Annotated in this window: 21 protein-coding genes and 1 other annotated feature; of the genes, 17 read left to right on the top strand and 4 right to left on the bottom strand. The window is 30.6% G+C overall.

The features are described from left to right. The first annotated feature begins 68 nt into the window (after positions 1-68). Entirely contained in the window at positions 69-1,058 is a 990-nt protein-coding gene (locus M2214_RS09655; RefSeq protein ID WP_248476793.1) for a D-cysteine desulfhydrase family protein, read from the top strand. Between the two features lie 495 nt (positions 1,059-1,553). Here M2214_RS09655 and M2214_RS09650 read toward each other — a convergent pair whose 3' ends face one another. Beyond that, a complete protein-coding gene (locus M2214_RS09650) occupies positions 1,554-1,688 on the bottom strand; it encodes an ATP-binding cassette domain-containing protein (RefSeq protein ID WP_248476785.1) in 135 nt (44 codons plus the stop codon). Between the two features lie 462 nt (positions 1,689-2,150). Here M2214_RS09650 and M2214_RS09645 point away from each other — a divergent pair, with 462 nt between their 5' ends. From M2214_RS09645 to M2214_RS09605, 9 genes are all read left to right on the top strand, one after another. Next, the gene (locus M2214_RS09645; RefSeq protein WP_248476783.1) at positions 2,151-3,584 is read left to right on the top strand and encodes a trimethylamine methyltransferase family protein; all 1,434 of its coding nucleotides are present in this window, start codon (positions 2,151-2,153) and stop codon (positions 3,582-3,584) included. Positions 3,585-3,854: 270 nt separating this feature from the next. Then, complete coding sequence (locus M2214_RS09640; RefSeq protein WP_248476781.1) at positions 3,855-4,058, top strand: 4Fe-4S binding protein; 204 nt, start codon at positions 3,855-3,857, stop codon at positions 4,056-4,058. 2 nt (positions 4,059-4,060) lie between these two features. Next, entirely contained in the window at positions 4,061-5,122 is a 1,062-nt protein-coding gene (vorB, locus tag M2214_RS09635; protein ID WP_248476773.1) for a 3-methyl-2-oxobutanoate dehydrogenase subunit VorB, read from the top strand. A gap of 2 nt (positions 5,123-5,124) precedes the next feature. Beyond that, the gene (locus tag M2214_RS09630) at positions 5,125-5,856 is read left to right on the top strand and encodes a thiamine pyrophosphate-dependent enzyme (protein WP_248476764.1); all 732 of its coding nucleotides are present in this window, start codon (positions 5,125-5,127) and stop codon (positions 5,854-5,856) included. A gap of 1 nt (position 5,857) precedes the next feature. Continuing rightward, the gene (locus tag M2214_RS09625; protein ID WP_248476762.1) at positions 5,858-6,406 is read left to right on the top strand and encodes a 2-oxoacid:acceptor oxidoreductase family protein; all 549 of its coding nucleotides are present in this window, start codon (positions 5,858-5,860) and stop codon (positions 6,404-6,406) included. Between the two features lie 3 nt (positions 6,407-6,409). Further along, a complete protein-coding gene (locus tag M2214_RS09620) occupies positions 6,410-8,497 on the top strand; it encodes an acetate--CoA ligase family protein (protein WP_248476760.1) in 2,088 nt (695 codons plus the stop codon). Between the two features lie 22 nt (positions 8,498-8,519). Further along, positions 8,520-9,671, top strand: a complete 1,152-nt coding sequence (locus tag M2214_RS09615; RefSeq protein ID WP_248476752.1) for a Glu/Leu/Phe/Val family dehydrogenase — start codon at positions 8,520-8,522, stop codon at positions 9,669-9,671. Positions 9,672-9,911: 240 nt separating this feature from the next. Further along, positions 9,912-11,171 (top strand): MFS transporter, encoded by a 1,260-nt coding sequence (locus tag M2214_RS09610; RefSeq protein WP_248476749.1) that lies wholly within the window; start codon positions 9,912-9,914, stop codon positions 11,169-11,171. A gap of 84 nt (positions 11,172-11,255) precedes the next feature. Further along, on the top strand, positions 11,256-11,891 hold the full coding sequence (locus M2214_RS09605; protein WP_248476747.1) for a GntR family transcriptional regulator: 636 nt from the start codon (positions 11,256-11,258) through the stop codon (positions 11,889-11,891). 240 nt (positions 11,892-12,131) lie between these two features. On the opposite strand, the gene M2214_RS18425 is transcribed toward M2214_RS09605, so the two are convergent. Beyond that, the gene (locus M2214_RS18425) at positions 12,132-12,206 is read right to left on the bottom strand and encodes a hypothetical protein (RefSeq protein WP_408648325.1); all 75 of its coding nucleotides are present in this window, start codon (positions 12,204-12,206) and stop codon (positions 12,132-12,134) included. Beyond that, positions 12,181-12,324 (bottom strand): hypothetical protein, encoded by a 144-nt coding sequence (locus M2214_RS09595; protein ID WP_248476745.1) that lies wholly within the window; start codon positions 12,322-12,324, stop codon positions 12,181-12,183. The genes M2214_RS18425 and M2214_RS09595 overlap by 26 nt, the downstream gene beginning before the upstream one ends. A 467-nt stretch (positions 12,325-12,791) precedes the next feature. Between M2214_RS09595 and M2214_RS09590 the strand changes: the two genes are divergently transcribed. The 6 genes from M2214_RS09590 to M2214_RS09565 all read left to right on the top strand — a co-directional run bounded on the left by M2214_RS09590 (position 12,792) and on the right by M2214_RS09565 (position 18,740). Next, positions 12,792-14,228 (top strand): alanine/glycine:cation symporter family protein, encoded by a 1,437-nt coding sequence (locus M2214_RS09590; protein ID WP_248476743.1) that lies wholly within the window; start codon positions 12,792-12,794, stop codon positions 14,226-14,228. 125 nt (positions 14,229-14,353) lie between these two features. Then, entirely contained in the window at positions 14,354-14,506 is a 153-nt protein-coding gene (locus M2214_RS09585) for a hypothetical protein (protein ID WP_248476740.1), read from the top strand. Between the two features lie 325 nt (positions 14,507-14,831). Continuing rightward, the gene (pepI, locus tag M2214_RS09580) at positions 14,832-15,713 is read left to right on the top strand and encodes a proline iminopeptidase (protein ID WP_248476738.1); all 882 of its coding nucleotides are present in this window, start codon (positions 14,832-14,834) and stop codon (positions 15,711-15,713) included. A gap of 238 nt (positions 15,714-15,951) precedes the next feature. Next, positions 15,952-16,452: a cupin domain-containing protein gene (locus tag M2214_RS09575; protein WP_248476736.1), complete on the top strand. Its 501-nt coding sequence runs from the start codon at positions 15,952-15,954 to the stop codon at positions 16,450-16,452. A 165-nt stretch (positions 16,453-16,617) separates the two neighbouring features. Beyond that, positions 16,618-16,883: a binding site (T-box leader), on the top strand. A 79-nt stretch (positions 16,884-16,962) separates the two neighbouring features. Beyond that, on the top strand, positions 16,963-18,267 hold the full coding sequence (gene hisS / locus M2214_RS09570; protein WP_248476734.1) for a histidine--tRNA ligase: 1,305 nt from the start codon (positions 16,963-16,965) through the stop codon (positions 18,265-18,267). Between the two features lie 206 nt (positions 18,268-18,473). Then, positions 18,474-18,740 carry a hypothetical protein gene (locus M2214_RS09565; RefSeq protein ID WP_248476732.1) on the top strand — a complete coding sequence of 89 codons (267 nt, stop codon included), beginning with the start codon at positions 18,474-18,476 and terminating at the stop codon, positions 18,738-18,740. A 48-nt stretch (positions 18,741-18,788) separates the two neighbouring features. On the opposite strand, the gene M2214_RS09560 is transcribed toward M2214_RS09565, so the two are convergent. Continuing rightward, positions 18,789-20,135 carry a glycosyltransferase family 2 protein gene (locus M2214_RS09560; protein WP_248476730.1) on the bottom strand — a complete coding sequence of 449 codons (1,347 nt, stop codon included), beginning with the start codon at positions 20,133-20,135 and terminating at the stop codon, positions 18,789-18,791. A 292-nt stretch (positions 20,136-20,427) separates the two neighbouring features. Between M2214_RS09560 and M2214_RS09555 the strand changes: the two genes are divergently transcribed. After that, entirely contained in the window at positions 20,428-22,029 is a 1,602-nt protein-coding gene (locus M2214_RS09555; protein WP_248476728.1) for a peptidylprolyl isomerase, read from the top strand. The last annotated feature ends 299 nt before the right edge of the window (positions 22,030-22,328 follow it).

Below are 22,328 nucleotides of genomic sequence, written 5' to 3'. Positions count from 1 at the left end.
TTATACAACAGTAAAGAGAGCATTGTTGAATAATATTAGGAAATATAAGAAACGAAAGGAAGATTAATATGATAAATATCCCTAGTAGAATTAGAATTGCGAATCTACCTACTAAGATTGAGAAATTAGAAAGATTATCTAAAAAATTAGGCGGTCCAAATATATTTCTTAAGAGAGATGATCAAACTGGTACTGAGATTTCCGGAAATAAGGTAAGGAAGCTGGAGTTTTCTGTAAAGGAAGCATTGAATCAAGGGTGTGACTTACTCATTACTTGCGGTGGAATCCAGTCTAACCATGCGAGGGCTACTGCTGCCGTTGCTGCTAAGTTAGGGATATCATCTTGTTTAGTTCTTAGAAACAATGGAGAAGAAGACGTAGAGGGGAACTATTTCTTAGATAAGGTATTGGGGGCTAAAATTAGATTTATAACGCCTGAGGAATACAGAGAAAAGAGAATGGAAATTATGGAAGCGGTAAAGGAAGAACTATCAAAGGAAGGTTACAAGCCTTACATTATACCAGAAGGTGCTTCAAATGGTATAGGAACCTTTGGATATTTTAAAGCTATGGAAGAAATTATTCAGCAAGGAAAAGAAATGGGAACAAAGTTCGATGCCGTAGTGATTGCTGTAGGATCAGGTGGAACCTATGGGGGATTATTCCTTGCAAATAAGATTATGGGCTATGGCGCAAAGATATATGGTGTAAATGTATCTAATGATGAAGAATACTTTAAAAATCAGATTGAGAAAGTAATAAATGAAAGTCTTTTTTATATAGATGAAACCTTTCAATTTTCTAAAGAAGAAATCGATATTATAGATGGTTATGTAGGAAAGGGATATGCTTTAAGTAGGTCAGAGGAGATAGAATTCATTCATGAAGTAGCTAAATTAGAGGGGGTTATCTTAGACCCTGTTTATACTGGAAAAGCAATGTACGGATTAGTAAACGAAATCAAAAAAGGAAATTTCAAGAAGAATAATAACATATTATTTATCCATACCGGTGGCCTATATGGATTATTCCCTAAAAAAGATTTGTTTTCTTTTTAAAATTACAAATCTTTAATTCTTATAATAAAAAGACTAATAAAAAAATATTGTTTTGGTGCAAAAAATATTAAATACTAGAGCAATTTTTTTTCGATTTTATTTTATAGGCTAAACCAAATAACTTATTTATAAATTTAATTTCAACAAGGGCATATCGATTTATACCCTCGATCTGCCCTTCTCTTATAATATGAAAAGCTTCACTTTCTTATCATTAGTTGTATTCAGATTCCCAAATCATCACAAATAGTACAAGTACGGATGTTGGGTAGAATATTATTTAGAATTAACTGATTTTAAATAAGCTGTGTATTAACTAGAGTAGTTGTTACATCAAGCTTTTTTCATAATGTAAAGCTTAAGAAGTTTTTCTATCTTCTGTAAAGCTTCGTCGTTTAATTTTTTTTTGTATTTCTAGTCCGATTTTTATATTATCAATTATAGTTCTCCATTCAAGCAGATGGTCTCTTTGAAACATATATCCTATCTTACCATTTATAATGTAGGAGTTATAAGACTAGATAATATGTTCATTATTGTGGATTTACCGCAACCCGATGGACCAACAAGTTCTATTTCTAGAGTATAGTAATTCATAGAAAGATTGTTGATTTGAAGAATAGGATTCACGTATTCCACCCGAGATGATAAAAGACTTAGTATAATTTATATTATTAAGATATGGGAGATTTTGTAGCTATTTTAAAACTTAGAGTTTATAAAAATAGAATGATTTTATAAATTTCAAACATAATAATGCTAGATCGAGCTCTGGAAACTCTTTGAGATCCAGAGCTTTTTTTATCTATAATTAAAATTTTTATTTATAGATTGGATTTGAGGATATAGTGAATGATAGAATATAGGAAATTTTTAAAAAATTGAATTGAAGATTAAATAAAAATAATCTATCACATGGAATTGTATACGATTTTGATTTGAAATTTTATTCATAAATAAACAATAAAATTAATATAATTTCAATTAAGAAAATATTTTTTTGATATAAACAAATGAATATATAATTAAATCGTATACGATGCTATTTAAAATCAAAAAATCAAATATTCAATATTTAGGGGGGAAGCTTTAATGTGTTTTAATAATGCATATAAGGTATTACCAAGAGAAAAATTAGAAGAAATACATGATCAAAGTATAAAAATATTAGAAGAAAAAGGTTGTGCTTTTGAAGCAGAAGAAGTACTTGAAATATTTAAGAAAAATGGATTTAAAGTTGAAGGGAATGCAGTATATTTTACAAGAAATGCAATTGAAGATGCTATAGAAAAAACTCCAAGTAAATTTAAGCTTACATCTATAAATGAATCAAACTCTAAGATAATAGGTGAAGAACATTTAGTTCAACCTTCAGGTGGAGAAGTGTTTATGTTAGATTATGATGGTACACGTAGAGATGGAACTCTTAAAGACTACGCTAATCTTACAAAACTTCACCAAGCGCTAGATAATATAGATATAGTAGGAAGTTCACATATAGGTGTTTCAGATATTGATAAACGAGTTTCAGCATTATATTGTACTCTTGAACTGGCAAAAAATACTGATAAAATGTGGATATCACCATCGGAGGTAACTTCAGGTAAGCAAATAAATGAAATTATGCAGCTTCTTGAAATTGGATTTGGAAAAAAAGGATTTTTAGAAGGTAACTATGTAACATGGCAGTGTATATGTCCTAATAGCCCTTTGTTTTATTCTCAGTTTGCATGTGAAGCTATAATGGAATATGCTAAATGGAACCAACCTATACAAATAACATCAGCTCCAATGGCTGGAATTACAGCTCCAATGAGTATTTGGGGAGTTACATTATTAGCAAATGCAGAGATGCTTGCTGGTTTGGTATTATCACAAATATTACGCCCAGGAATTCCTGTTGTACCTACTATTACAAATATTTATGGAAATATGCAAAGAGCAACTTGGGAAAGCGGAGCTCCAGAAACAGCTTTGGCAACTGCAGCTGGAATACAAATGCTTAAAGAACTATATAAGATGCCTATAAGAGGAATTATGGGTGGATCAGCTGCTAAAACTATAGATTATCAAGCTGGATTTGAGACTATGCAAAGCTATCTATTAGGGGCTTTAGCAGGTGTACATGTCGGACTTGAAAATGTTGGAACACTAGATAATTTAATGTCTATGTCTTTAGAAAAGACTGTTCTTGATGATGAAATGGTGGGCCGTGTAAAACGTATACTCAAGGGTGTCGATATGAACGAAAGTGATTTTAGTATAAAAGCTATAATGGATGTTGACTTTAGCCAATCTTTCTTGACTCATCGTAGTACTATTAAGAATTGTAGAAAACCATGGAGACCAACTGTGTCAGATTGGGAAGGCTATGAAACTTGGGTTAAATTTGGATCACCTGATATAGTATCACAAGCAAATAAAAAGGTAAGACAAATATTAGATAGTGCACCTGAGTCAATGATAGATAAAGAATTAGAAAAAGATATGTTGGCATTTATTAAAAGTGTAGAAAAAAACATATAAATAAAGTTGATTAAATAATTTTTTGGAGAATTCTTTGATTTAAAAGAATTCTCTTTTTAAATAATTTTATTATCTATTACATAAAATTGTATACAATTTTAATTTTGAATTTTATTCATAAATAAACACTGGAATTAATATAATTTCATATGAAAGAAAAGATTTTTCTTATAAAAATAAATTAATTAATACTAAATTGTATACGTTATTACTTGAAAATTAAATATTCAAATAATATTATAAAAGTTCATGAAAATGGGGGAATATGTTATGGAAAAGTTAATACTTCATAAAGAAAGCTGTAAAAGCTGCCACTATTGTATAAATATATGCCCAAAAGATGCAATTAGCTTATCAAGTTACATGAATTCTAAAGGTTATCAAACCATTAAAGTAGATGAAGAGAAGTGTGTAAAATGTGGTTCATGCTATGTTATGTGTCCAGAATATGTATTTGAAATAGTGGAGGTGTGATTATGAAGAGGATATTTATGAAAGGTAATGATGCGATGGCAGAAGCTGCTGTTAGAGCTGGATGTCGCTTTTTCGCAGGGTATCCAATCACTCCACAAAGTGAGATACTTGAGTATTTATCTTGGAGAATGCCACAAGTTGGAGGAACTTTTGTTCAAACAGAATCTGAAATAGCAGGTGTATCTATGGTTTATGGTGGAGCTGCTGCAGGCTTTAGAGTTTTAACTAGTTCTTCTGGTCCCGGATTTAGTTTACTTCAAGAAGGCATATCATACGTAGCTTCTGCTGAATTACCATGTGTATTTATAAATGTAATGAGATATGGAAGTGGACTTGGAGATATATATCAAGGACAAGGAGATTATTGGCAAACTGTAAAAAATGGAGGACATAGTGACTATAGATGTTTAGTATATGCACCAGCATCAGTACAAGAATCAGCTGACTTAATACACCTTGCATATAATAAAGCGGAAGAATATAAAAATCCAGTAATAGTCTTATCAGATGCATCTATAGGCCAAATGATGGAACCAGTTGAATTTAGAGAACTTGAAGAGCATGATCCAGATAAATTTGATTGGTCATTAAAAGGGAAAGGGAATGACGAATTCCGTAAAGTGACTTCAATAATGTATTACGATCAAGATTATGATAATTACATTAAGAATAAATATGATCAAATAGAAGCTAGAGAACAAATGTGGGATGAATTAGAATTTGAAGATGCCGAGATAGTATTAGTTGCTTATGGTATATCTGCAAGAGTATGCCGTGAAGCTGTTAAGATTGCTAGGAATAAAGGAATAAAGCTTGGATTAATTAGACCTATATCTTTGTATCCTTATCCAATTAAAGCATTTAAAAATATAGAAGAGAAAAAAGCGCTACTATGTGTAGAGTTATCAGCTCTTGGGCAAATGGTAGAAGATGTTAAAATTGCATGTAAAATGAAACTGCCAGTTCATAGTTATCTTGCTGGCGGTAGTGTTCCTCTTGCTGAAGATATAGTTGAAAGAGTAGAGAAAATATTAGCTGATGGAGAAATGGAGGTGTCTATTTAGATATGTTAAAGAAAAAGCCAGAAATACTTGTTGAGGATAATAAGTTTTGTCCAGGATGCGGCCATGGGATAATAAATAGATTAGTGGCAGAAGTTTTAGAAGAAATGAATTTAGAAAAGGATGCAATAGGAGCTGTAGCTGTTGGCTGTGCTTGTTTAATGATAGATACCTTCGGAGTAGATTGGATTCAAGCTCAACATGGTCGTGCAGCTGCAGTTGCTTCAGGTATAAAGAGATGTAGACCTAATAAGCCAGTGTTTACTTATCAAGGAGATGGAGATGCACTTGCAATAGGATTTTCTGAGACTATGTATGCTGCTATACGAAATGAGAATATAACAGTTATATTTGTGAATAATGGAGTATTTGGAATGACTGGTGGACAAATGGCACCTACAACTTTAGATCGTCAAAAAACTACTACTTCCCCAAAGGGAAGAGATGTAGGTGTTACAGGAAAACCAGTTAATGTTATAAATCTTATGAAAAACTTAGATGTTGCATATCTTGCTAGAGGATCTGTTATAAATCCTTCTGAGATAAGCAAGACTAAAAAATATATACGCAGTGCATTTGAAACTCAAATAAGTGGAGAAGGATATTCGTTTGTTGAAGTAATTTCTCCATGTCCTACAAACTGGGGATTAACTCCTATTGACTCGTTAGAACGTATAAAAAGTGAGGTATTGGATATTTATCCAACCGGCGAATATGTTAAGAGGGGAGGTAAATAAAATGGCTAATGTTATTTTTTCAGGTTTTGGAGGTCAAGGAGTATTAACTAGTGGTCTTATACTAGCGAATATTGCTATGAATAATAAAAAAAATGTAACTTGGATTCCATCATATGGTTCTGAGATGCGTGGAGGAACAGCAAATTGTAACGTGAAAATTAGTGATGATGAAATATCAAGTCCATTTATAAATAAGATAGATATACTTGTTGCCATGAATGAACCTTCTTTGAATAAGTTTGAAAATAAATTGAAACCTGGAGGAGTGGTAATTTCGAATAAATCTATAGTTAAGAATTATAAGTTTCGTAATGATGTAAAGGTTATTGAAGTTTTAGCCACTGAAATAGCTGAAAGTAGTGAAAATATAAAAGGTGCTAATATAGTAATGTTAGGTGCATTAGCATCAGCTACTAGTATGTTTGATAAAGATACTTTTGCAAATGGTATAGATAAATTTTTCTTAGATAAAGGAAAAAATAATCCTAAAAATAGAGAATGCTTTGATAAAGGTTTTGAGTTGGCTGTAAAAAAAGCTGACGGGAGGTAGATAATGGATATTAGTAAATTATTAAATCCAAGAAATATATGTGTTATAGGAGCCAGTGAAAAAGAAGGGTTTGGCGGAGATACATGCAGAAATATATTGAGTTATATGGATATATCTAGAGTGTTTTTTGTAAATCCCAATAGAGATAAGGTGTTTGATATACCTTGTTACAAGTCTATATCAGATATCCAAGATACAATAGATCTTGTTATTATATGCACACCAAAAGCAACTGTAAATTTTATGCTTGTTGAGGCAGCTAAAAAAGGTGCAAAGGGTACTGTTGTATATGCGAGTGGGTACTCAGAGCTAGGAACCAAGGAAGGTATAGAAAGTGAAATGGAGTTAAAAGCGCTTTGCGAAAAGCTAGATATAGCCCTTATGGGTCCTAATTGTGCAGGATTTGTTAACTATGTGTCTGATGTTCAAGCTTTTGCATTTATATCGGATAAACACGATAGAAAAGGATCTGTTGGTGTAATATCTCAAAGTGGTCAAATATGCTTATCATTAATGGATAGTCCAAGTATGAAATTCTCTTATAATATCTCTGCTGGAAATAGTTCTATAGTAACAGTAGAAGATTATTTAGATTATTTGATAGATGATGATGATACCAAGGTAGTTGCAATGTATTTAGAAGGGATAAAAAATCCTAAAAGATTTGAAGTATCTCTTAAAAAAGCAGCTATCAAGCGTAAGCCTATAGTTATATTAAAAGTTGGTAAATCTGAAAAGGGTGGAAATATAGCATCTTCTCATACTGGAAGTTTAGCAGGAGCTGATAAAGTATATAATGCTGTATTTAAAAAGTTTGGTGTAATAAGAGTTGATGATATAGAAGAACTTTTAGCAACTTCATTAATGTTATCTATTTTACCTAAATATCCAGATAAAGCAACATTTGCTTCTATGAATCTTTCAGGTGGCGAGACAGGAGTATGTGCTGATCTAGGACACTTAAATGGAGTAGAGTTTCCAGACTTTGATGAGTCTACTATAAATAAGTTAAATAAAATATTACCTAGTTATGCAACCCCTAATAATCCATTAGATATGACGGCATCATTGTCATATGATAGTGAACTTTATGCGTCTGCATTAAGAACAGTAATGTCAGATCCTAATGTAGGATTAGTAGCTATAGGATATACATTATTACGTGAAATAGCAGACCCTGCTATACATTATATGGCTGAAGGTATTGAAATTGTAGTGAAAGAAGGAAATTCAAAGCCTGTAGTTATGATACCTTTTGTTGAGCATACACGCAACATTGAGTATAGTGAAAAACTAGCAAAGATTGGAGTACCAGTTATGCCTCCTGCTGGGTACGCATTTAAGATATTAAAATATTTAGCTGACTTTGTAAATTATAATCCAGAGAATGTAGATTTATCTTTATCTATACCAGATATGAAGAATAACGAATTTGAGGCTATATCAGAGTATGAAAGTAAAAAAATGCTAAAAGAATATGATATACCTGTGCCAAATGAGGTGGTAGCTGAAAATGTTGAAGATGCTGCTCGATTTGCTGAAAAAATAGGATATCCAGTAGTAATGAAAATAGACTCTGTTGATATACTTCATAAATCTGATATAGGTGGAGTAAAGCTAAATATACAAAATAAAGAAGAGGTAAGAGAAGCTTTCCATGGGATACTAAAAAATGCCAAAACATATATGCCTAGTGCACGAATTGGAGGGGTACTCATTCAGCAAATGGCAAATAAAGGCCTTGAAGTAATAGTTGGAGTAAATAACGATCCTCAATTTGGTCCCTGTGTTCTTTGTGGTTTAGGTGGGGTATTTGTAGAAGTATTTAAAGATACTGTTATATGTCCTGCTCCAGTTTCTAAAAAAGAGGCTATAGAGATGGTAAATTCTCTAAAAGGATCAAAGTTATTGAAAGGTTACAGGGGAAATCCCCCACTTGATGTGAATGCACTTAGCGATGTGATTGTCAATATATCTAAGTTTGCTTGTGATAATAAAGATAATATAAAGGAATTGGATATAAATCCAATATTCATATATGAAAAAGGACTTTCTGCAGTAGATGCTTTGGTAATAAAAAACAAAATATAAATAAAAATATGGGGGGTAAAAAATGTTAGATAAACCTTATGTAGTTATTGAATGGAATGATACTGAAACTGATGCTAAAGGATGGTTATGTGGATATAATTTTGTGAATAATTATTGTGGTGGAGGAACTAGGATGCATCCATCAGTAACCAAAGAAGAAGTTATAAGACTTGCACATACTATGGCATATAAGTATACAGCTTGTGAATCTGATACAACTGGAGGATGTAAGGGTGGTATAGCTTATGACTATAAAGCATCAGATGCAAAGGATGTTTTAAAGCGCTACTTAATGGCCATGTCTCCGTATATAAAAGCAGGGGTTTCAATTGGTGGAGATTTAGGAGTAGATTATGGAGATGTTTTAGAAATATTAGATGAATTAGGAATAGGTCTTCCACAAACTAAAGCTATGAAAGCTGATTCTAAGATACAAGAAGGTATAAAAAACCATGATGAAATGATGGGTATGACTTATGATGGGTTTAAGCTTTATGACATGATAACTGGATATGGAACTGCATATTCTGCTGATGAGGCTTGGAAGCTTATGGACGGAAAAAAAGGTGCTACAGTTGTTATTCAAGGATTTGGATGTGTTGGGGCTAGTGCTGCAAAGTGTATGGATAAATTAGGATATAAAGTGGTTGGAATATCTGATGCTAATTGTCTTGTAACCTGTGAAAATGGTCTTGATATAGATGAATTAATAAAACATAAAACTTCAAAAGGAGAAATGGATTCTAAATTCTTTAAAGATGATTATGTTGTTAGACCAAATACAAAGTGGATAGATGTAGACTGTGATATATTTATACCAGCTGCTCTTGAAGATGTTATACACAAAAACAATGCGAATAATGTAAAGGCTTCATTAATATGTGAGGGAGCAAATATAGCTGTAACAAAAGAAGGCGATGATATATTAAAGGAAAGAAGAATAGCTGTTGTACCTGATTTTGTTGCAAACTTAGGAGCTATACGTTTTTATGATGCTATAATATTTGGATATATACCAAAAGATGTTGTTGCTGCAGTTGATGATGTGGAACAGCTTTGCCGTAAGAATACTCGTAAAGTATTTAAAATAGCAAAAGAGGAAGGAAGGTATCAAAGAGATGTAGCGATGGAAATATTTGCACCATCTATAGCTGGAATACCTGATATATATTAATATAATAAATATATTGATTTTCAACAATTACACCAAAAATAAATATACTCGAATTTTATTATAAATTCCATAATCAAATAGGTTACTAATAAATAAAGTATTAGTAACCTATTAATATATAGGAACAAATAACTCCAAAGGATAAGTAAATAAGTATGTATATGTAATTTTCATTCTAATAACTAAATCAAAAAAGATAGATTAAAATGTATGTATTTTATCAAAAAGGAGGATTTGTTTATGAAGAATAGGTACAAAAAATATTTAAGTATTTTTGCACTTGCATTGAGTGGGGGTTCTATATATTTAATACCATTTATTAAATATGTATTTTATGATCAATTAATGGGGGCAATGAATATAAGCAATACCCAAATGGGTTTTACATTAACTATGTATTCAATAGGATGTACCTTACTGTATATACCGGGTGGAATTTTAGCAGATAGATTCTCTGCTAAAAAGAGTATGATAGCATCTCTTTTAGGAACTTCAGCACTAACTATATTGTTTGGGATTACATTGAATTATGCACTTTCAAATGTAATTTGGCTACTATTGGCTGTAAGTACTGGTTTTGTGTTCTGGAGTTCTCTTATGAAAGCTATAGGTTTAATTGGAGATGATGATGAAAAGGGAAGAATGTATGGTATATATTATGCTGGAAATGGTATAGTAGGAGCAGTTGTAAATTCACTTGCTTTATGGACATTTGCTCGTTTTTCAGATCCGGTAACTGGAATGAGAATGGCTATATTTGTTATGGCAGGAGCAACCATTGTTTCGGCTATAATGGTAGGTATATTCTTTGACGAAAAGAAAAAACAAAATACAAGTGAAAATAAAGTTGAAAATACAGAAAAATTTGATTTAAGTCAAGTTAAAGAAGTAATAAAAAATCCTTTAGTTTGGATGGTATCAATATCTATATTATGTGCATACACATTATTTACTGTAAATTCTTATTTCACACCATATCTTACAGATGTAGTAGGAATATCAGAGAATGCTTCTAGTACTATAGCTATAATTAGAACAAATTTATTCTTGGTATTTTGTGCACCATTAGGAGGATATATAGTTGATAAGATAAAATCAACTTCTAAGTGGTGCATAATAGGAAATATATTGGTTGCTGTATTCTTCTTATTACTATTAATAATACCATCTAATGTGAATTCTACATTATTAATTGTTTTAACATTAATACCAAGTGCTATATCTTTAATGGTGTATGGTGTTATGTTTTCAATGGTAAGTGAATGTAAATTTCCATCATATGTAACAGGAACAGTAATAGGTATAGCTTCAATAATAGGATATTTACCAGATTTTTATGCACATAATATATGCGGAAGGTTCTTGGATAAATTTGGAAATGGTGGATATACCTATATATTTGGATATCTTTTTGCTAATTGCATATTAGGAACGATATTAGGAGTACTAATTAGAAAAAAATTAAAATCTCAAAATAAAGAAATTTCTATAAATAAATAAATTTAATTCCCTCCATTTAATGAGTTAAGATATAATATTTTTAAATGGAGGGTTTACTATATTTTTACAAAAGAGGGGAAGCTTATGAAAAATGATTCACTTACACGTCAAGTATATGAATACATCTCACGAAAAATACAAGAGGGTGAGTATTTACCAAATCAAAGAATCACTGAATCAGAGATTTGTAAAGCAATTGGAGTGAGTAGAACTCCAGCTAGAGAAGCATTAACAAGGCTTGCAGGGGAGAATTTACTTAAAAAAATACATAATAAAGGATTTGTAGTTAAAGAGATTAAAGAAAAAGAAAAATTAGATATGTATCGTATTATAGGAGTGTTAGAAGGATTAGCTGGATGGTTAGCAACAAATTTATTAACAGAGAAAGAAATTTCACAGATGGAAGAACTCACAGAAATGATGGATATTGCGATAAAATATAAAGATTATCCTAAATATTTAAAATTAACAACAGAATTTCATGATATTTATATAAGTAAGTGCAACAATGAAATGCTTATAAATATGATTAACTCTCTACTTTATAATTTTGTACCAAAATCTTATACAAATGATGATGATGAAATATTATTTAAGGCATTAGCTCATAGTAACAACGAACATAAAGAATTAGTATTAAAATTAAAAAAAAGGAATTGTGGAGAAGTAGAAGAATTACTGAAAAAACATTGGGAAACTATAAATGTAAATGACCTATAGAGGCATTTATGTGATAGTAAAATAATCTTTATAGGTAAACTATATCGTAAATAATAGTCTTTGAAATAGAGGTTGATGATGCAAAAATATACAGCCTCTATTTTTTATATATAAAGTTTGCCATCAAGGGGACATTGCTTCCGATGTGTCATGTGTGACGAATATTGTAGTTTTATTTTCTTTTTTTATGATTTTTGCAATATCATCACATACTAAAAGTCGAGTTTTATAATCTAGTGCTTAAAATGATTCATCTAAAATTAAGATATTAGGATCTACTGCAAGTGTTCTAATTAAGGCTACTCTTTGTCTCATTCCGCTTACCATTTATAACAACTTCACCTTTTGTATGATTTAGAATTTCACTTTCTTCTAAAGTTAAATCAATATCTTTTAAAACCTCAAGTTCTCCTTTTAAAGTATAGTAATTCATAGAAAGGTCTTTTATTTGAAAAATAGGTTTAACATAGTCCCCACTTGGAGATATATATTGTATAGATGAAAATTTCTAATATGGTCATGTAATAAATTAATAATTAATATTAAAGAAAAAGTAGAAAAGTTATAACAAAGGTTTATTTATTTGATTTACACTTTATTTAATTAACTATATAATGAAATAAGTTAATTAAATAAAGTAAAAAACTATAAAAATTAAAAAAATAAAGAAAGGGACTATGGAAAGAAGAATAAATATATGCTATTTCTAAAGCGATTTAGTGATGGCAAAGTTTTAGAAAGATATGAAGTTAAATTTTCAAAATTAATATGGAGATTTAATAAAATTTATTGGTTTTAGAAATTTAAAATTAAAAATAGAAGGAAAGAACTGGTTGCAATCAAGTGGACTTATTAAATTATTTTTAAAAACGTCAAAATATTCTATTCAGGAGGTCAATTGTGGAAAAATTTTCAGATTTTGTTACTGCCCTAGGTAATTTTGCATGGGGACCTTTTATGATTGTTATGCTTGTTGGGACAAGTTTATTTCTAAGTGTTGGGACAAAGTTCCTACAATTTAGAAAAATGCCCCTAGCCTTTAAATTACTATTATCTAATCGTGAATCTAATGAAGATGGGGATATGTCACCATTTGCAGCTCTTATGACATCCCTTGCTGCAACCATTGGTACTGGAAATATTGCTGGGGTTGCAACAGCAATTACTGCTGGTGGACCTGGTGCAATCTTTTGGATGTGGGTTGTGGCATTAGTAGGTGGTGCAAGTAAATATGTTGAAGCAGTTCTAGCTGTTAAGTTTAGAGAAATAAATGAAAAAGGAGAGAGATCGGGTGGCCCAATGTACTATATCAAAAATGGTATGGGGAAAAAATGGGCATGGTTAGGTTGGTTATATGCATTTTTTGGTGTTATAGCATGCTTTGGCCCTGGCAACTTAGTTCAATCAAATGCCGTTGCTAGTGTTATGAATAGTTCTTTTGGTGTTCCTTATTTAGTAACTGGTATTATTGTTGCTATTGCAACTGCTATTGTTCTAATTGGTGGGGTAAAATCTATCGGTAAAGTTTCAGATAAAGTTGTTCCACTTATGGCAGGAATGTATATTGTTGGTGCACTAGCAATTCTTATTCTACATGCAGATAAAATTCCTGCAGCTTTAGGTATGATATTTTCTAATGCATTCACTGGTCATGCAGTACAGGGTGGTGTTTTAGGCACAGTTATTCGTTTTGGTGTAGCTCGTGGAGTATTTTCTAATGAAGCAGGTCTTGGTACTGCTGCTATTGCCCATGGTGCTGCTGCTACAAAAGATTCTGTAAAGCAAGGTATTATAGGTTCTTTAGGATCTTTTATTGACACATTAATGGTTTGCTCTATGACGGCTCTTGTAATATTAGTTTCTCCTACAATAAACATTGGACCAAATGGTATATTACAACTTTTGGCCTCAGATGGAGCAATGTATCCTGTTACTATGAAGGCAGAACTTGCATCTCAAGGTATTAATCTACTTAGTGGTGCTGCTCTTACTTCTACAGCATTTAATATGGGACTACCTGGACCTGGAGATCTTATCATTGTTTTTGGTCTTATATTTTTCTCTTATTCAACAATTCTTGGATGGTATTACTATGGTTCAAAATGTCTTGAGTATATTGCAGGAGTCAAAGCTGTTGAAGTATACAAGTGGCTTTGGATTGTAATGTGTGTTGTGGGTGCTGTAGTAAAGCTTGATATTGTATGGGGTCTATCTGATGCCTTTAATGGCTTGATGATTCTTCCCAACCTTATTGGTATGCTAGCTCTTAGCCCATTGGTATTTAAGATGACAAAAGACTATGAAGCAAATGAATTAAAAAGAGATATACTGAAATAGTTTCTGACTAAAAGGGTAAAAGATATAATACGGTATCTTTTACCCTTTTGTTTTAATAAAAAATTTCCTTTATATAAAACTTTGCTATAATTAGGTTCCAACATAAAAAAATCACAAGGAGCTATGTGAAAATATTTCAGAACTCAATTATAGCAAATGAATTAGAATTGGATGAAAATGGTTGGGTGTATATAGATCAATTGATTAAATCATTAAGAAGTGATAGAAAGTGGGAATCTTTAAATATAAAAGATTTGAAAATTATGGTTGAAAAATAAGATAAAAAGAGATATGAAATACATAATGGTAAGATTAGAGCATTATATGGGCATTGGGTCAGTCCGATATACATTAATGCATTTAAAGAGTCGAATTAACCTATTGGGACTTTGAAGTTACCTATCATCCGGTTAGCAAGTCCGTTGTCTCAGAACAAATAGTAGTATAAAGGCATGTATGCTAAATACTGTAATTAAACAAAAATTACAAATTTTACAAGAAAATAGAAAATTACAAAATTTAATACTCACATTGACATTTTCAGGTAAGCATATTATCATATTAGTATTTAATAACTAAAAAATAGAGATGAGGAGATTGGTTATGAAAATTACTGAAGGCTATATGCCGTATCTAGAATATAAAACTTACTATCGTATAGTGGGTGAATGTACAGGTAATAAGAAGCCATTGGTTTTATTACACGGCGGACCAGGTTCTACACATAATTACTTTGAAGTACTTGACAAAATTGCGGAAGATGGACGTGCGGTTATTATGTATGACCAATTGGGATGCGGATTGTCTGCAACACCTTCTCGTCCTGACTTGTGGCGTGCTAAGACATGGATTGAAGAATTAATACAGTTACGTAAACACTTAGGCCTAGATGAGATTCACTTATTGGGACAATCATGGGGAGGAATGCAGGCGATCCAATATGCTTGTGAATACAAACCCCAAGGAATAAAAAGTTATATCTTATCCAGTACTTTACCATCAGCTGCACTATGGGAAAAAGAGCAGCGCCGAAGAGTTGCATATCTTCCTCAGGAAATGCAGGATGCTATTGCAAAAGCAGAAAAAGATGAAGATTATTCGTCAAAAGAATATCAGGAGGCAGAAGCAGAATTCATGCTTCGTCACTGTGCGGGACAAGTAGGATCAGATTCACCAGAATGCTTAAGACGTCCAAAGGTTGCTGGAACAGAAGCTTATGTAACTGCATGGGGTCAGAATGAGTTCAGCCCATCTGGTACATTAAAAAACTTTGATTTTATGAAAGAGATTGAAGATATTCAAGAACCAAGTCTAATCATCAGTGGTTTGCTTGATCTTTGCTCACCACTTGTTGCAAAAACAATGTATGATAAGATCCCAAATTCAGAGTGGGAATTATTTGAATTCAGCCGTCATATGCCATTCGTAGAAGAGAATGACAAATATATAGAAGTACTTATTAAATGGTTAAACAAAAACGATTAATATATCATAATATGAGATGACTCTAACTGTTATGTAGCCCCCGGTTGGGAAATACTCAATAATCAATATGGAGTAAATTTTTTAAACATATTATAATAATTAACTTGTGATAGAAGAGGTAATCTAACTTGAAATTAGGTTACTTTTTTTATTGGGGGATTGGGACGCTATAATATTGTATGATGGCAAAAAATATAGAAAAAAATCATAAAAATAAAGATTAAAAGGAGTGCTAGAAATGTATACAGCAGGTTATTTTATAGAAAAACTAAATATGAATTCTCATCCAGAAGGTGGATTCTACAAAGAAACATTTGTTTCTGAACAAACTATTACAGATAATGAGTTAGATGTAGACTTTAAAAGTTCTAGAAAATTATGGTCAAGTATTTACTTTTTATTAAGAGATGGAGAAGTTTCAAATTTTCATAGACTTAAATCTGATGAAATGTGGTATTATCAATCAGGTTCTCCATTAACAATATATATGATTTCTCCTGAAGGTGAGCTGACAGAAGAAAAGCTTGGATTAGATATTGAAAATGGAGAAAAGCCTCAAGTTCTAGTTCCTAAAAATTATATATTTGGCTCTGCAATGAATAATCCCGGATATGCTCTTGTTGGATGTATGGTTTCCCCTGGATTTCAATTTGAAGACTTTGAGTTATTTGAAAGAGAATATCTTTTGAATAAATACCCTCAACATAAAGAGGCTATTATTAAATTGACAAGACAGTAATTAATAAAAGGTTATCTCAATAAGTAATTAGTATATGAATATTTTATTATGATTAGATAGAAGTAATTTAGTATGAAAATAAATAATTATATAAAAAAATAATTATTTTATTGACATAAAAAAATACTGTTGGTATAATGACAAACAATATTAAAAATAAAAAATTCAAATGCGTTGATGAAAAATAGTAGAGATATATTTTCTTAAACAGAGAGTTCCCGGTTGGTGAGAGGGTCATTAGAGTATATTTTGAACACATTTCTGAGCTGAACACCGAATCCATTTTGGTAGTAGACTGTTTCCGGAATCCTTGTACCCGTTATAGTGCTAGAGTATAAACAAAGTAATCTTTGTCGTACTTGAAGAGGTTGATATTGTGAGGTATCGATAAAAATAGGTGGAACCACGTGAATAATACTCCCGTCCTATAGCTAATAGCTATTGGAGGGAGTTTTTTTATTTTTAAATAAAAATCAAGTATATATAATTAAAATTTTAAGGAGGTACATTATGAATAAAAAAGTTAAACCAAGCATATTACCAGGTTTTATGGAACTATTGTCAAGAGAACAACTAATCTTCAACGATATATTATCAAAAATTATTAAAGTTTATGAGCAAAATGGATTTATACCTATGGATACTCCAGTAATAGAAAAAGAAGAAGTTTTATTAGCTAAGGCAGGAGGAGAAACTGAGAAGCAGATATACAGATTCAATAAAGGAGATACACCATTAGCCTTAAGATTCGACTTAACTGTTCCACTAGCAAGATTTGTTGCACAGTATATGGGCGAGTTAACTTTTCCGTTTAAGAGATATCAAATAGGTAAAGTCTATAGGGGAGAAAAAAGCCAAAAAGCAAGATATAGAGAGTTTTATCAATGTGATTTAGATATAATTGGAAACAAAGAATTGAGTATAGGAAATGATGCACTACTGATTAGTACGATTACATCTGTTTTTAGTGAAATAGGATTAAAAGGATTTAAGTTTTTATTAAGTAATAGAAAAATACTAGGAGGTTTATTAGAAGAATTAGAAATAAAAGAAAAAGCGAATGTTTTTAGAATTATAGATAGATACGATAAAGTTGGAAAAGAAAGATTTTTACAAATGCTTGATGAAGAGGTAGGAGAAAAAAAAGCAAATATAATCAATGAAATTATTACCTTTAAAGGAACTAATAAAGAGATTATTAGCAAATTAAAAAATATCAATATCAAAAATGAATCTTTTAAGGCTGGTATCTCTGAAATTGAAGAAATGATTTTATATCTAGAGCTTTTTAATATATGTGAAGAATATTATAAAATTGACTTAAAGATAATAAGGGGATTAGATTATTATACGGGAAGTGTATTTGAAACTGTGTTAGATGGATACGAAAAATATGGATCTATTTGTTCGGGAGGAAGATATAATGATTTGGCACAGTACTATACAGATAAGAACTTACCAGGTGTAGGTATATCCATAGGACTTACAAGGTTATTTTCAATATTAAAGGAGATAGGTTTTATAGATAATTACGAATATATACCAGTTGTAGATGTTTTGATTATTCCAATAGGAAATACAATAAACTATTGTGCTAATGTATGGAAGGTATTACAAGATAAAGGTATTAAATCAGAAATATATTTCGAAGAAGGAAAATTAAAAAAGAAGTTATCATATGCAAATAATCTTAACATTAAGGCTGTAATAATAATTGGAGAAGATGAATGCGATAATGGAAATATTATATATAAGAATATGGTTAGTGGTATTCAGGAAACAATAAAATTAGAAGATATACTTTTGAAGTTTTAATTATACTTAAATACCACGATGTTATATCTTACTGCTTTTTATGAACTTGGGTTAATAATTATAGATGACATATTATTAATCCTAGTTCATTTTATGTAGATTTAATAAATGTGACTTTTATTAAAATAAATACCAAAAATAAAAATTATTGTATGATATAATCAACTGTAGATTTTATAATAACAATAACTTTTTCGAGTGCAGTTATGCTATCTTCAACTGTTAAGGATTATAAAATGGGACATTTAATAGGGGAAGAAACTTGTAGGCTTGCTACAAATTATGGAGATATATATGGGTTTAAACTTCCTAACACTGGATTAAGTACCTTTGTATCACATAAATATTTTGTAAGACCTAATGGTCTTGATACAGGAAAAGGAGTTATTCCTGATTATGATATTAAGGACTTGGGAGGAAGAGATGCTTTAGATATAGCATTAGAGATAATAAAAAATAAATTAGGCAAATAAAAATAAGAAAACCCATAACTTGAAAAAAGTGTGGGTTTTCTTATTTTTTTATTTCCATATTCTTTGTCTTTTGAGGAATTCTTGAATATATCCTAGAACAGATATAGGACTCATTAACATTTGGTAGAATAATACATATGTTATAAATCCAAATGTGTTTTTTCTGATTTTAAGATTTAAATTATAGAACACATCCTTTTGATAACGATATAAAATATAATTTTGAAGTAAAGCAAGGGGTAAGACAAACAGTGTTGCTAAACCAACAATCCAGTAATACCCGAAAAATGCTAAAATTAATCCAGGCATCCAACAAAAAGTATATACAAAGTCTAAGTAAGGCATTATCAAATTGCATCCAGTAAGATATTTAACTGTATATAACGGTTGCTTCCATGGCTTAATAACTTTCAATGCTTCTATCATACCTCTTGCCCATCTACTTCTTTGCCTATAGAAGTGCTTTAAAGATTCAGGAACCTCTGTAAAAGCAACTGCTAATGGTTCAAAGTATACCTTCCAACTATTTCCTAGAAACTTCCATGTTAAAACTATATCTTCACCAATAGCATCAGGCCATCCCCCTACATGTTTTATTGCGTTAGTTTTATATAGAGAAAATGCTCCTTGAGCTACTAATGTTCCTTGAAATAATCCTTGAAGTCTCTTTATACTTGCAATTCCAAGGAAGTAATCCCATTCTTGAACTTTTGCTAATAAATTATTACGACCATTACGAACTAATACAGTTCCTGCTACAGCACAAACATCATCTGGAGCTGTCAACATTCTCGAAACAATATTTCGAATTGCTAATTTATGGAGTAGAGTATCTGCGTCTAATGTTAAAACATATTTTGTTTCTATATGATCTATGGCTGCATTAAGTGCAAAATTTTTACCAGGTGTAGATTCATGAAGAATTTTTAAATTTAGATCCATTTCTTTACCAGCTTGTAGTGCAACTTCGGATGTTTTATCATTTGAATTATTATCAATAACTATAACATTAATTCTTCCATTATATTCTTGCATGGATATATATCGTAAAGTGTCCCTTATAGCTTTTTCTTCATTATAACATGCAATCAAAATGGTAACAGGTACAGATATAGTAGTATACTTTAGTGGTGGTTGCCTATCTAGTAAAAGGCTAGAAACCATAAATGCATTCATATATCCTGGAATATATGCAATTCCAGTTATAATTAATATACTTACAGGAAGACTCACATATACTGCTAAACTATTTACCCAAGGAATAGAAACATAAATGGATATACTCATCCAAGTTAATCCTAGAAACATACTTATTATAAACTTAGCTTTAATAGAAACATATACTTTCTTTTTTGCTTTTTCAAAATGAATTTGTTGTTTTACTTTTTGAGTCATGGTTTCTCACATCCTCTTATTTTAAAAACTTAAAAAAATTTATATTTCCATTTTATATAACTCTTATAATTTACTTACCCAATATTGTATATAGTTAATCTGATTAATTAAATAGTAGTTTAATGGATAACTAGGGGTATAATTATCTAAGGATATTGATATGCAACTAAGGTGTTTGATTTATATAAAAATTTATTATTAAATTAACAAGGGTCTAATTAACAGTAGATTTATCCAAATTAACATGATATATTTTAATATACAATGACAAATCAAGTTAAGGGGTGGAAAAATGTTTCAAATTTCTAAATTTAAAAAAACACTAAAGAGTATTATACCTTCAGCAATACTTTTGATGAATTTCTCAGTTGTTAATGCTCAAGAAATAGCAGATATTAATTATAGCTCTGATTATGCCATAGAATCAATACAAAATTTATCACAGCTTGGAATAGTAAATGGGGATGAAAAAGGGAATTTTAATCCTAAAAAATCAGTAACAAGATCAGAAATGATTAAGATGATTGTAAAAGCTCTAGAGATTGATACTAACAGTGTAGATAATAACGTAGTCTTTAAAGATGTTCCAAAAGAAAATTGGGCGTTTGAGTATGTTCAAGCAGCATATGAAGCTGGTATAGTAAAAGGAATTTCAGAAGATGAATTCGGTAAAGATCAAAAATGTACTCGTGAGCAAATGGCAGTAATGTTTATTAGAGCATTGAGTATGAAGAATGGTAATGATGTATTAAATAATATCAATGGGATGCATGATATGAATAATATATCTGACTGGGCTAAAAAAGAAGTAGATATTGCTATTGAATCAGGGCTTATGAATGGTGTTGATAATAATACATTCGCTCCAAAAGGTGATGCAAAAAGAGAACAAGCAGCAGTAGTAATCGATAGATTTATAAAAAATAAAGAAGAGTTAACAGAAAAATATGTTAACCCTTATAAAGATTCACAGTTTTCTAAGGATGTAGTTGCTAGGGTTAACGACAAAGTAATAACTGTTAGTGAATATGAAAAGACTTTAGCCATGTACAAAAAGAATTTTGAAGCTATATATGGCGAGGGAATATGGGAAACAGAAGTTGAGACAGGACAGACTGTGATAGAGGTTGTAAAAGAGCGCGTCCTTAATAATATGATTAATGATGAGGTGATTTATCAAATAGCTCAAAACGAGAATATAACTGTAGAGGATAAGGACGTAGAAGAACAATTTAAACAGTTTAAAGCTCAAGTTGAATTAAACGAAGAATTTAAGAAGTTCTTAGAAGAAAATGGTATAGACGATCAATTCCTAAAAAATCAACTTAAAAAAGATATGTTAATATCTAAATATAACGAGAACTATACAGCATCTTTAGAATTGAATGATGAAAAACTAAAAGAGTACTATGAAAAGAACAAAGAAGAGTACAAAAAAGAAGAGGTAAGAGCTTCTCATATATTATTTAAAACTATTGACGATAGTATGAATCCTTTATCTGATGAGGATAAAAATGCAGCAAAGAAAAAAGCAGAGGATATATTATTAAGAGCTAAAAATGGAGAAGATTTTGCATCTTTAGCTAAAGAATACTCTGAAGATACTGCTTCGGGAAATTACGGAGGAGATCTTGGATATTTTGGAAAAGGTGTTATGGTTCAGGAATTTGAAAAGGGAGCTTTTGAACTTAATCCTGGAGAAATATCTGACTTAGTAGAGACTCAATTTGGGTACCATATAATAAAGGTTTTTGATAAAGCATATGAAATTATACCTTTTGAAGATGTTAAAGATGAAATACAGTTGGATATAGAAATTGGATCGTATGAAGAAAAAATTGATCAGTTTAAAAAAGATAATAAGGTCGAAAAATTTGAAGAGAATATAAAGTAATGCTTTATAAAAGGCAAAGACTAAAAATAAATACAAGATCTATATAAGAGCAACATATTGTTATATACATTCGAATCAAAAATTTTTTTTAGGAACAGATTTCTTCTAGATTTCATATAAATAGAAGAAAGGAGGATGTTAAATTCCTCCAAAATATCAACCAATGTATTGTCTGATATTCTTATTATTTTGATACAATGTAATTAAAACATGTGCAAAATGTTACTTTAAACCCTAGAATAGCTTAAAGCTGCTCTAGGGTTATTTTTTACATTAGATATTATACTTTTAATACATTC

The organism is Tepidibacter aestuarii (genome assembly GCF_934924865.1).
Taxonomy (GTDB): Bacteria; Bacillota; Clostridia; order Peptostreptococcales; family Peptostreptococcaceae; genus Tepidibacter_A; species Tepidibacter_A aestuarii.
This window is presented reverse-complemented; position numbering and strand designations above follow the sequence as displayed.

Excerpts from the sequence above, each read along its gene's own strand:
- M2214_RS09655 (WP_248476793.1), top strand. The coding sequence starts at position 69 with ATGATAAATATCCCTAGTAGAATTAGAATTGCGAATCTACCTACTAAG.
- M2214_RS09645 (WP_248476783.1), top strand. The coding sequence starts at position 2,151 with ATGTGTTTTAATAATGCATATAAGGTATTACCAAGAGAAAAATTAGAA.
- M2214_RS09640 (WP_248476781.1), top strand. The coding sequence starts at position 3,855 with ATGGAAAAGTTAATACTTCATAAAGAAAGCTGTAAAAGCTGCCACTAT.
- vorB (WP_248476773.1), top strand. The coding sequence starts at position 4,061 with ATGAAGAGGATATTTATGAAAGGTAATGATGCGATGGCAGAAGCTGCT.
- M2214_RS09630 (WP_248476764.1), top strand. The coding sequence starts at position 5,125 with ATGTTAAAGAAAAAGCCAGAAATACTTGTTGAGGATAATAAGTTTTGT.
- M2214_RS09625 (WP_248476762.1), top strand. The coding sequence starts at position 5,858 with ATGGCTAATGTTATTTTTTCAGGTTTTGGAGGTCAAGGAGTATTAACT.
- M2214_RS09620 (WP_248476760.1), top strand. The coding sequence starts at position 6,410 with ATGGATATTAGTAAATTATTAAATCCAAGAAATATATGTGTTATAGGA.
- M2214_RS09615 (WP_248476752.1), top strand. The coding sequence starts at position 8,520 with ATGTTAGATAAACCTTATGTAGTTATTGAATGGAATGATACTGAAACT.
- M2214_RS09610 (WP_248476749.1), top strand. The coding sequence starts at position 9,912 with ATGAAGAATAGGTACAAAAAATATTTAAGTATTTTTGCACTTGCATTG.
- M2214_RS09605 (WP_248476747.1), top strand. The coding sequence starts at position 11,256 with ATGAAAAATGATTCACTTACACGTCAAGTATATGAATACATCTCACGA.
- M2214_RS09595 (WP_248476745.1), bottom strand. The coding sequence starts at position 12,324 with ATGAATTACTATACTTTAAAAGGAGAACTTGAGGTTTTAAAAGATATT.
- pepI (WP_248476738.1), top strand. The coding sequence starts at position 14,832 with ATGAAAATTACTGAAGGCTATATGCCGTATCTAGAATATAAAACTTAC.
- M2214_RS09575 (WP_248476736.1), top strand. The coding sequence starts at position 15,952 with ATGTATACAGCAGGTTATTTTATAGAAAAACTAAATATGAATTCTCAT.
- hisS (WP_248476734.1), top strand. The coding sequence starts at position 16,963 with ATGAATAAAAAAGTTAAACCAAGCATATTACCAGGTTTTATGGAACTA.
- M2214_RS09565 (WP_248476732.1), top strand. The coding sequence starts at position 18,474 with ATGCTATCTTCAACTGTTAAGGATTATAAAATGGGACATTTAATAGGG.
- M2214_RS09560 (WP_248476730.1), bottom strand. The coding sequence starts at position 20,135 with ATGACTCAAAAAGTAAAACAACAAATTCATTTTGAAAAAGCAAAAAAG.
- M2214_RS09555 (WP_248476728.1), top strand. The coding sequence starts at position 20,428 with ATGTTTCAAATTTCTAAATTTAAAAAAACACTAAAGAGTATTATACCT.